This window comes from Streptomyces sp. NPDC058457 (genome assembly GCF_042720695.1).
Classification (GTDB): domain Bacteria; phylum Actinomycetota; class Actinomycetes; order Streptomycetales; family Streptomycetaceae; genus Streptomyces.
In genome coordinates this window covers 1-9,281 of the sequence record NZ_JBHXLU010000165.1, presented here as the reverse complement: position 1 = coordinate 9,281, position 9,281 = coordinate 1, and the positions used below count along the sequence as shown (strand labels likewise).

Annotated in this window: 11 protein-coding genes; 9 read left to right on the top strand and 2 right to left on the bottom strand. The window is 67.2% G+C overall.

Annotated features, from left to right (window positions below):
- Positions 1-89 precede the first annotated feature (89 nt).
- Positions 90-920 carry an enoyl-CoA hydratase/isomerase family protein gene (locus ACFWPS_RS53330; protein WP_383721701.1) on the bottom strand — a complete coding sequence of 277 codons (831 nt, stop codon included), beginning with the start codon at positions 918-920 and terminating at the stop codon, positions 90-92.
- A 233-nt stretch (positions 921-1,153) separates the two neighbouring features.
- On the opposite strand from ACFWPS_RS53330, the gene ACFWPS_RS53325 reads away from it, so the two are divergent.
- The 3 genes from ACFWPS_RS53325 to ACFWPS_RS53315 all read left to right on the top strand — a co-directional run bounded on the left by ACFWPS_RS53325 (position 1,154) and on the right by ACFWPS_RS53315 (position 2,782).
- Positions 1,154-1,633, top strand: a complete 480-nt coding sequence (locus tag ACFWPS_RS53325) for a transposase (protein ID WP_383721699.1) — start codon at positions 1,154-1,156, stop codon at positions 1,631-1,633.
- Positions 1,634-1,656: 23 nt separating this feature from the next.
- Positions 1,657-2,007 carry a hypothetical protein gene (locus ACFWPS_RS53320; protein WP_383721697.1) on the top strand — a complete coding sequence of 117 codons (351 nt, stop codon included), beginning with the start codon at positions 1,657-1,659 and terminating at the stop codon, positions 2,005-2,007.
- 178 nt (positions 2,008-2,185) lie between these two features.
- Positions 2,186-2,782 carry a cadmium resistance transporter gene (locus ACFWPS_RS53315; RefSeq protein WP_383721695.1) on the top strand — a complete coding sequence of 199 codons (597 nt, stop codon included), beginning with the start codon at positions 2,186-2,188 and terminating at the stop codon, positions 2,780-2,782.
- A 467-nt stretch (positions 2,783-3,249) separates the two neighbouring features.
- Here the strand turns inward: ACFWPS_RS53315 and ACFWPS_RS53310 are convergent, their stop codons facing one another.
- Entirely contained in the window at positions 3,250-4,215 is a 966-nt protein-coding gene (locus tag ACFWPS_RS53310) for a LuxR C-terminal-related transcriptional regulator (RefSeq protein ID WP_383721693.1), read from the bottom strand.
- A 220-nt stretch (positions 4,216-4,435) separates the two neighbouring features.
- Between ACFWPS_RS53310 and ACFWPS_RS53305 the strand changes: the two genes are divergently transcribed.
- The 6 genes from ACFWPS_RS53305 (at position 4,436) to ACFWPS_RS53280 (ending at position 8,923) form a co-directional block, all read left to right on the top strand.
- Complete coding sequence (locus ACFWPS_RS53305) at positions 4,436-5,839, top strand: flavin-containing monooxygenase (RefSeq protein WP_383721691.1); 1,404 nt, start codon at positions 4,436-4,438, stop codon at positions 5,837-5,839.
- Positions 5,836-6,822: an alpha/beta hydrolase gene (locus tag ACFWPS_RS53300; RefSeq protein ID WP_383721689.1), complete on the top strand. Its 987-nt coding sequence runs from the start codon at positions 5,836-5,838 to the stop codon at positions 6,820-6,822. The genes ACFWPS_RS53305 and ACFWPS_RS53300 overlap by 4 nt, the downstream gene beginning before the upstream one ends.
- Before the next feature lie 74 nt (positions 6,823-6,896).
- Positions 6,897-7,766: an alpha/beta hydrolase gene (locus tag ACFWPS_RS53295; protein ID WP_383721687.1), complete on the top strand. Its 870-nt coding sequence runs from the start codon at positions 6,897-6,899 to the stop codon at positions 7,764-7,766.
- A 70-nt stretch (positions 7,767-7,836) separates the two neighbouring features.
- The gene (locus ACFWPS_RS53290; protein ID WP_383721685.1) at positions 7,837-8,097 is read left to right on the top strand and encodes a 4-oxalocrotonate tautomerase family protein; all 261 of its coding nucleotides are present in this window, start codon (positions 7,837-7,839) and stop codon (positions 8,095-8,097) included.
- Between the two features lie 9 nt (positions 8,098-8,106).
- Positions 8,107-8,301 carry a 4-oxalocrotonate tautomerase family protein gene (locus ACFWPS_RS53285; RefSeq protein WP_383721683.1) on the top strand — a complete coding sequence of 65 codons (195 nt, stop codon included), beginning with the start codon at positions 8,107-8,109 and terminating at the stop codon, positions 8,299-8,301.
- A gap of 142 nt (positions 8,302-8,443) precedes the next feature.
- Positions 8,444-8,923, top strand: coding sequence for a nitroreductase family deazaflavin-dependent oxidoreductase (locus tag ACFWPS_RS53280; RefSeq protein WP_383721681.1), 480 nt, complete (start codon positions 8,444-8,446; stop codon positions 8,921-8,923).
- Positions 8,924-9,281 lie beyond the last annotated feature (358 nt).

Sequence of the window (9,281 nt, the reverse complement as noted above, 5' to 3'; positions counted from 1 at the left end):
CCCTCGTGGGTGGTGCCCCGGCCGCCGTGGAGGCTCTGGTCGGCGTGGTTACCTGCACGAGGCACGGTGGCGACCACGGCGAGAGGTGATCACGGGGTCTGGTTGGCCAGGCCGAGGTACTCGCCCAGCTGGTATTCGACGTCGAGACCCTTGTCGGCGACCAGTGCGCCGAGCGCCGCCGCACGAGCCATGAAGCCCGGCGTCGTCAGCGAGTCCGCAAACTCGTTGTAGGCGGTGACCAGGTGGGAGTCCGGCGGCAGTGTGGCTCGGCCGACCATGGCCTTCGCGGTCGCCAATGCCTGCGGGTCGAAGGAGGCGAGGCGGGCGACCGTCGCGTCGACGAAGGCGTCGAGTTCCGCGTCGGGCAGGGCTCGCGTGACCCATCCCCAGCGTTCGGCCAGGTCGGCGTCGTAGTCGGCGCTGCCGAGGATGGCCTCCAGCGCCCGGTCGCGGCCTATGGACCGGGGAAGTCGCTCGGTTCCACCTCCGCCGGGGACGATTCCGATACCGACCTCGGGCTGGCCGAAGAATGCCTTCTCGCGGCTGGCGTACCGCAGGTCGCAGGCGAGGGCCAGCTCGTTGCCCGCGCCGCGGGCGCGGCCACGGATGACCGCGATGCTGACGAACGAAGCCTTGCTCAACCGCAGGACCATGTCGGTCCAGACCGGCGCGTCGTCCTCGTGCTCGGGCACCGGGAGGTCGTTGGCCGCGGCGCCGTCGAAGTGGTTGAAGAAGAAGTCGGGGATCTCGCTGGAGAAGACGACGACCTGGATGTCCGGATCCTCGTCGAGCTCCCGGACGATCTTGTGCAACGTCACTACGGTCTCGGGGATCACCAGGTTCGCCGGAGGATTCGCGAACGTGATCCTGGCGGTCCGCGGGGTCGTGCGCTCTAGACGGATCGTGCTGGGCTGGCTCATCGGACAGTCCCTTTCGTTTGGTCGCTGAGGATGCGCATCGGTGGGCAGGTACTCTCGGCGGCCGGTGTCGTGCGGCAGAAATATTGCATTACGCATGTAATTTAATTACTCTGGCACGGCTGTGGCCTCGACCCCACGATCGTGGCACTTCGACGTCCTACGGGCTTGGCTTCAGGCGACCAATACTTGACAACAGACGACTATGGGCCGCTCTTGCCGGAGATCTGGGCCTGGTGGAAGACCGCGGCGGCCGGCCGCGTCACGGGCGCAGCCGAGGCGACGGGCGACCTGATGGGGTCGTGGCTTTCAGGGGGCGCATCTACGACGCCGAGTTCCGTGAGGGAGCGGTGCGGGTCGTAGCGGAGACGGGGAAGCCGATTCCGGAGACGGCTGAGGATCTGGGCATCCACCCGGGGACGCTGCACAGTTGGGTGTCGCAGGCGCGGCGCAACGGGTTGCCGTTCATCGGACCGACCGGTGGCCGAGCCATCGCCCGCAGCTGTCTACGGGAGAGCCAGGGCAATGAATGGGAGCGGCTTCGGGGCAAGGCCGGGAGAAGGACAAGCGCATCTCGAAGCTCTGCTGCAACTGACCACCCCGGCCGCAGATCGGCGGCTGAAGGCGAGCCTTCGGCAGAGCCCGGTATGCGATGCTGTCCCGTCGCCTCGGCGATCGCGAGGGGACACAGGCGGGGACTACGGAGGACGCGGTGATACGGCGAGGGTGGAGAGTCGTCGTGCTGACGGCCACCGCGCTGCTGGTGTACCTCGTGATGCCCAACCAGCTGATGACGCCGGCAGGCGGTTCAGCCGCAGCAGCGAGTGGCGCCGTCGCACCGGGGGCCGTGCTCTCCGACCTGGCGCACACCGGCAGCGGACAACCCGCCTGCCTCTCCGACGACGTGACCATGCCGCCTCGGAACACACTCCAGGAGCATGCGCCGCTCGGCGACCGCAACGTGGACTGGGTGACGAGTACTGTCCCAGTGCATCTGACCCAAGTCGCTCCGCCTGGTAGGCCGATGGCCACCGGCGCTGGAGACGCCTTGCGGCCCACGCTGAGCCACCTGCAGATCCTTCGCTGCTGACCGATCGCTCGTGAAGCCGCCGGCCCAACGGCCGGACTGCATACGCAGCACCTCGTCCAGCTCGAAGCTCTTGAAGGTTGATCATGCAGCCACACCCCCAGACCCGCCATGCCGATCCCGGTCCCGTCAAGGAGTCGCACTCCGGCCGGCGCGGTAGCCTCGCCAAGGCGGTGCAGTCGTGAACCTCGGCATCATCGGCCAGGCGGCGGGACTGTTCGCCGTCACCAACATCGACGACATCCTGGTCCTTGCCCTGTTCTTCGCCCAGGGCGCCGGGTACAAGGGCTCGACCCGGAGGATCGCCACCGGTCAGTACCTTGGTTTCGCCGCCATCCTGGCCGTCGCGATCGCAGCCGCGTTCGGCGCTACCTTCCTGCCCGAGGACGCCATCCCCTATCTCGGCCTGCTGCCGCTCGCGCTCGGCATCAAGGCGGCTGTGCAGGCGTGGCGACACCGCAAGGACCCTGAGGACGAGAAGGAGACAGGCGAGGGCGGGCCGAAGATCCTGGAGGTAGCTGCGGTCACCTTTGCCAACGGCGGTGACAACATCGGGGTGTACGTGCCTGTGTTCGCCACCGCAGGCATCGGTGGCATGAGCGTGTACGCCGTGGTGTTCTTGGTCCTGCTCGCCGTGTGGATCGCGGCGGGCCGGTACTTCGCCACCCGACCCGCCATCGCCGAAATCCTCAGCCGCTGGGGCCACATCATCCTGCCCGTCGTCCTGACCGGCATCGGCCTGCTCATCCTCATCGAGGGCGGCGCCTTCGGGCTGTAGCGGTCACCAGCGTCCGAGCGGCGGTACCGACTGGTGCCGCCGCTCTGCGTTCCAATGGTGCGTCTGCCGCCCGCGTCCATGGCCGAGCAGAAGGTCAAGTACTGCACCGCCTGTCGGGCGCTGAGGGCATCCGAGTCGTGGTTCCACGAGTGGCGGAATCGTGCGCCGACGGTGCGTGAGGTGTGCCGGCGGCAGTCGGCCGAGGAGGTCTTCCATGGCTCTGGCGGCACCTGCGGCTCACAGAAGGTGTTCATCGAGCGCCGTGTGCGAGGCGTTCACCGGCGTCCTCAACTCGGGGTCCACCGCCAGGCGGTTGCACAACGTGTGCGGGTTCAAGGGTCCGATCCGGTGCGAACGGGACTGACAAGCCACCCTCGCCAGGGACTGGCCGCGTGGATCGGCTTCACGCATGGTGGGGGTCGACGGACCAACCGGTCCACCCCCCTCGCATGGCAAGAGGTACCCCCTCAGGCCGCCAGTGGTTGCTGGGCCAGCGCGGCGGTCAGCTCGGGTCGGCTGCAGACACCGACCTTGCCGAAGATCGTCTTGACGTAGTCACGCAACGTGTGGCGGGAGATGCACAGTCGAGTGGCGATCTCGTCGGTGCCGAGACCCTCGACGAGCAGCTCCGTGATGTAGCGCTCACGCTCGGTCAGTCCGTGCAGCGCGAGCAGCAGCGGCATCAGCTCGGCGCGGCCTGCAGGCTCAAGTACGACCGCGACGCGGAGCGGGGCGGCACCCGTGGCCTTCAGCGCGTCGGCGTGGACGAGCAGCCATCCACCGGGCACCTGCAGCCGCAACCGCGCGGGTCGTTGCGTACTCTCGCGCGCCGCATTGATCTGGGCCTGCAACGCGACCGTCTCGATCGGCGTCGGCAATCCACCGCCGAGTGTCGGTTGCAACGTGTTCAGCCAGCGCTGGGCCTGGCCGGTGCTGGCCTCGATGTTCATGTGTTCGTCGAGGACGAGCACCCCTGGGGCGCGCAGCGGATCTGGGTCGGCCTGCCTGCGCGCCAGCGCCTTGCGGAGTCCCACGCCCAGGTGTTTGGCGATCGCGGTGACGAAGCGTACTTCCTCAGCGCTGAAGTCCGGCACGTCGTCGGCCCGGTTGACACAGCCCATGCCCCACGTGGCGTTCGAGCTGCGAGCCACCGCGCGCAGCTCGTCTCCGAGGCCGAAGCGGCGGTGGACCTCGCGGTAGCGACGGCTCGCCACGAGGTTGCCGTCCGTGGTCTGCGACAGCGACGCGACGGGCTGGGCCGCGCGCGAGAGCGCGTCGAAGGTGTTGACGTCGTCGCCGCCGTCGAGCTCGAGTTCGGTGAACGCGCGGCGCAGCGCCGGTGTGGCGTCGACCGAGAGGATCGACGCCGGCAGGAGCGTGTCCGGGTCGGTGATCATCCAGGAGCCGGTGTCGTAGGGGACGATGCTGCGCACACGCATGGCGACGGTCTCGATCAGCTCCGCCGCCGAGGGGGGCGAATCACAGAGTTCCGCTATGGTCTCCCGAACGGCGGCAGCCCGGGCACCTGGTGTCCACATGAGCCCGACCGTACTCCCGGTACAGGGGGAGCCGAACCCCCCATGTGCGGGGGGTTCGATTTCCCCCGTGTTGCGGGGTTCAGGACGCGACGCCATCGCGGTGACGATTTCTGCCATGGCCAAGCACATCAGATCGACGGCGACGACTGCCGTCGCCCGCACAGCACTGCCGAGCGTCGGCGTCATCGGGGCCGGGATCAGCGGCCTGACCGCGGCCAAGGCCCTGCAGGACTACGGTGTCGCCTGCACGGTATTCGAGGCCGGTGATCGCATCGGCGGCAACTGGGCGTTCAAGAACACCAACGGCCGTTCGAGTGCCTACCGCAGCTTGCACATCGACACGAGCCGCACGGCGCTGTCCTTCCGTGACTTCCCGATGGACGATCGCTATCCCGACTTCCCGCACCACACCGAAATCTACGACTACCTCCTCGACTACGCCGATGCGTTCGGCCTGCAGGAGCAGATTCGCTTCGACTGCGAGGTCACTGCGGCGCGCCGCCTGCCCGGCGGTGGCTGGGAGCTCCACGCGGGTGGCGGGACGCACCGCTTCGACCTCCTCGTTGTCGGCAACGGACATCACTGGGACCCACGCCTTCCGAGCTTCCCCGGTCGGTTCGACGGGCCGGTGATCCACTCGCACCACTACATCGACCCGACCGAGCCGCTGGACCTGCGTGACAAGCGCGTGCTCGTCGTCGGCATCGGCAACAGTGCCGTCGACATCACCTCCGAACTCGCGCGCAAGGGCGTCGCGAGCAAGGCCTTCATCTCAACGCGGTCGGGCGCCTTCGTGATCCCGAAGTACATCCTCGGGCGTCCTGTCGACAGGCTCGTCAAAACCAGCCCGCACATCCCGTTGCGCATCCAGCGCGGCCTCGCGGCACTGTTGCCGCGCCTGGCCTCGGGACGCATGGAGGACTTCGGGCTGCCGACGCCCAACCACCGCTTTCATCAGGCCCATCCGACCCTCTCCAGCGAGCTGCTGCTGCGCCTGGGTTCCGGTGACGCGGTCGCCAAGCCCGACGTCGCCGAGCTGGCGGGAAACCATGTGCGCTTCACCGACGGCACGGTCGAAGAGATCGATGCCATCATCTATGCGACGGGTTACAACATCAGCTTCCCGTTCTTCGAGGCCGATCTGATCAGCGCGCCGGACAATCGCCTTCCGCTGTACAAACGAATGTTCAAGCCAGGCATCGACGACCTGGTCTTTCTCGGACTGGCGCAGCCGCTGCCTTCCTTGTTCCCGTTCATCGAGCTGCAGACGAAACTGCTCGCGCGCTATGCCGCCGGTTTCTACGCGCTCCCAGGGCCTGGTGACATGCAGCGCGCGATCGCCGACGAGCAGCGTTTCAACGCCGAGTTCGCCAAGAGCCCGCGCCACACGATGGAGGTCGACGGATACGTCTACGAGCACGACATGCTCACCCGTGAGTTCCCTGCGGGTCTCCGGCGCGCGCAGGTGGCACCGCCGGCGCTCGCAGGGCGCGCCATGGCTGAGGTGGTCGCAGCATGAGGCGCGACAGTGACTTCCTCTCCGGTGGAACGCGCTGCGCCGCCTGGCACTACACGTCCGGGGACGGCGACCGGCGGCCGTGCGTCGTCATGGCCCACGCCTTCGGCTGCACGCGCGACAGCGGTCTCGAACTGTACGCCCAGCAGTTTGCCGCAGCGGGATACGACGTCCTGCTGTTCGACTTCCGCCATCTGGGCGCGAGTGACGGCGAGCCACGCCAGCTTGTGAACCCCAAGGACCAGCTTGAGGACTTCCGCGCCGCGGTGGCGCATGCGCGCCGTCTGCCCGGCGTCGACTCCGAGAAGATCGTGCTCTGGGGCATGTCGCTTGCCGGCGGACACGTGCTGACGGTCGCCGTCGAGGACCCGCGGATAGCCGCCGTGATTTCGGTCGTCGGCGGCGTCGACATGGTCGCGTCGTCACTGATGAGCCTGCGCCGCGACGGCCCGGTATCGATGGCCCGACTCAGCGCGCTGGCGATGCGCGACGCCGCCGCCGCACTGCGCGGCAAGCCGCCGGTGTACGTCCCGATCGCCGGCGCGCCGGGAAGCACGGCGTTCATGACCGCGCCGGGTGCGGCCGAGGCGATCGAGGCGATTGCCGGTCCGACATTCCGCAACGAGGTGGGTGCGCGGGCCGCCTTGATGATGTCTGCGGTGCGGCCGGGCCGGCTCGCCAAAGACCTCACCTGCCCGGTGTTGTTCCAGATTGCCGATCTCGATCAGACCGGCCCCCCACAGGCGATCGCCAAGGCCGCTTTCGCCGCGGCGGGCAGGGCGCGTGTGCGGCACTACCCCTGCGATCACCTCGACGCGCTGGGCAGTCACCGCGCTGTTGTGGCCGCCCACCAGGTGGAGTTCCTCGATTCCGTGATCGGAGGGAGTCGACAGGCCACCGAGCCCTCTACCAAGGACGGCACGCCCACCGACATCGAAGCGGCGGGGACGGCGACATCTCCGACGAGCACCCGAAAGAGGCGTTGATGGGAACCTCGACACCTACCGCCCTCCACCTCCGGTACGCAAAGATCGCCGGCAAGCTGAGTGCGAATCCGGACATGGAGCTCGATGACACGCGGCTCCTTCTGGAGCAGCTGCACATGCTTGCGGCCGAGCCGACCGACGTCACCTACGAGGAGGTCGATGCCGACGGCGTGCCTGCCATCATCGCCAAGCCACTGGACGCGGCCGCGGACCGGCTGATCGTGTACGCCCACGGTGGTGGCATGGCCCTGAACTCCGCAAGCAGTCACCGCAAGCTCGCCGCGCATCTCGCCAAGGCGGCAGGCATGCACGCGGCCGTCGTCGACTACCGCCTGGCACCCGAGAACCCGTTCCCCGCCCAGATCGAGGACCTGGTCACCGTCCACCGATGGCTGCGCCGACAGGGGATCGCACCCGAGCACACCGCGACCGCCGGCGACTCGGCCGGAGGCAACTTGGCGATCACCTCCGTCCTCAAGCTGCGTGACCTCGGCGAGCCGCTGCCCGCCGCCATCGTGGCGTTCTCGCCGTGGATCGACATGCAGAGCCTCGGTGACACCTTCGTGAGCAATGCCGACAGCGATGCCCTCATGAGCCGCGAGGTGAGCGAGAGGATGGCCGGCCTGTACCTCGGCGAGGTGCCACGGACCGAGCCGCTGGCGAATCCCCTGTACGCCGATCTCAGCGGTCTGCCGCCGGTCTTCGTCACCGCGGGTGAGGCCGAGGTCCTGTTGGACGGTGCCGTGCGCTTCGTCGAGCGGGCCAGGGCCGCGGGTGTCGACACGACCTTCGAGTGCGCGCCCGGTCAGGAGCACGCGCACGAGTTGATGGCTGGGAAGAGCAAGGAGGCGGACGCCTCGCTCGCGCATGCGGGCAGATGGATGCGCTCGCTGTTCGTACTTCATGGAAACGCCGGTAAAACGGCACGAGTAGTGGGGCAGTAACAGCGTTGCCACCGCGGTGACCGCGGGGTGAGAAAAAGCCAGAAGACACGCACCTCAAAGGAGAGGGAGCATGGCGATCATCCAGTGCGACATTCGGCGCGGCCGAAGCGACGACCAGAAGCGTCGACTGGCGGCCGGCTTGACCAAGGCCGTGAGTGAGGTGACCGGCGAACCGATCGAGCGAATGTTTCTCGTGATACGTGAAATGCCGGGGTTCAACTTTGTCGACGCCGGAGAGCACGTGGCGGACTACGTTGCCGGGCCGGACGGTATGGACATCGCGGGTGCGGAGCAGCTGCGTCAGCGCGGCGCACTGGTGGACGAGAAGTAGGGAGGGGCAATGCCGTACATTCAGGTGGACGTACGCGAGGGACTCTCGGAGCAGGAACTTGCCGAGTTGGGTGCCCGGATTGTGGACATCGTCCACGAATCAATTGGCTCCGCCCGCGCACATATCAACGTCGCGATCCGACAAATTCCCTCGGAGGGCCTCATCGAGTCCGGAGGGACCGCAACGTCTGGAGTGTCGTGTTGATCCCTTCCAGAGGCGTGTCGCCGAGTACGGCATTCTGACGCCGGGGAGAACCCCTGCTCCGTACCGGCAGTTGCGCGGTGCCGTGGGCGGGCTCAGCCAAACCCCACGGCAGTCACCGCTCGCGAGGAGAAACTTGACTGATATGAAAGCATCGAAACCGCCGAGTCTGTTGAACTCGCGGCTGACACTGACCATCACTCGCTATGCCGGCCGGGCGCACGTGTGGATCTATCGCCGCACCCGAGGGCGGGTCGGTGGCAACCTGCGCATCGGTGCGGGGTTCCGCAAGCCGGCACCGACTCTGCTTCTCGAACATCGAGGCCGCAAGTCCGGCAAGTTGTTCGTCTCGCCGCTGCTCTATATCACCGACGGCCCCAACGTCATCGTCGTGGCCTCCGCTGCGGGACGGCACGAGCACCCGCAGTGGTACCGCAACCTGCTGGCCCAACCCGACACCCACATCGACATCGGACCTGAGCATCGTGCCGTCACGGCGGTTCAGGCCGGCACCGACGAGCGGACCCGCCTATGGCCTCGCCTGGTGCAGGCCTATGCCGACTTCGATTCCTACCAGAGCTGGACCGAACGCGAACTGCCGGTCATCATCCTCCAGCCACGCTGAGGTCGTCTCCCGGTGGTTAATCGGGGATTCGGCTTCTCCTCCGATGGCGTCGGACAGCGCCGGAAGATGGCCGGCTATCGGGTCGGTTATGGCCGACTGGATCACGCATTTGTCTGAGACGATCTGGGTTGAGTTAATAAACTCGGTAATTGTAGAGTCGGATTTGAAAGTCGAATCGGCTACACACCGCTCAATGCACCCTTGCTCCTGACGTATTCCCGAAGGTATGGGGCATGCGGGCCGGGTGTGTCAATAAATTCCCATGGAGGTGTCACGTGTCTGATCGCGCTGCTGTTGAGCTGAGTCCGGAAGCGGTTGAGTTCGCTGACTGGATGGCTGGGCTGGTGGTTCCTGAGTC

Coding starts and splice junctions, on each gene's coding strand:
- ACFWPS_RS53280 (WP_383721681.1), top strand. CDS start 8,444: ATGAAAGCATCGAAACCGCCGAGTCTGTTGAACTCGCGGCTGACACTG.
- ACFWPS_RS53285 (WP_383721683.1), top strand. CDS start 8,107: ATGCCGTACATTCAGGTGGACGTACGCGAGGGACTCTCGGAGCAGGAA.
- ACFWPS_RS53305 (WP_383721691.1), top strand. CDS start 4,436: ATGGCCAAGCACATCAGATCGACGGCGACGACTGCCGTCGCCCGCACA.
- ACFWPS_RS53300 (WP_383721689.1), top strand. CDS start 5,836: ATGAGGCGCGACAGTGACTTCCTCTCCGGTGGAACGCGCTGCGCCGCC.
- ACFWPS_RS53290 (WP_383721685.1), top strand. CDS start 7,837: ATGGCGATCATCCAGTGCGACATTCGGCGCGGCCGAAGCGACGACCAG.
- ACFWPS_RS53330 (WP_383721701.1), bottom strand. CDS start 920: ATGAGCCAGCCCAGCACGATCCGTCTAGAGCGCACGACCCCGCGGACC.
- ACFWPS_RS53295 (WP_383721687.1), top strand. CDS start 6,897: ATGGAGCTCGATGACACGCGGCTCCTTCTGGAGCAGCTGCACATGCTT.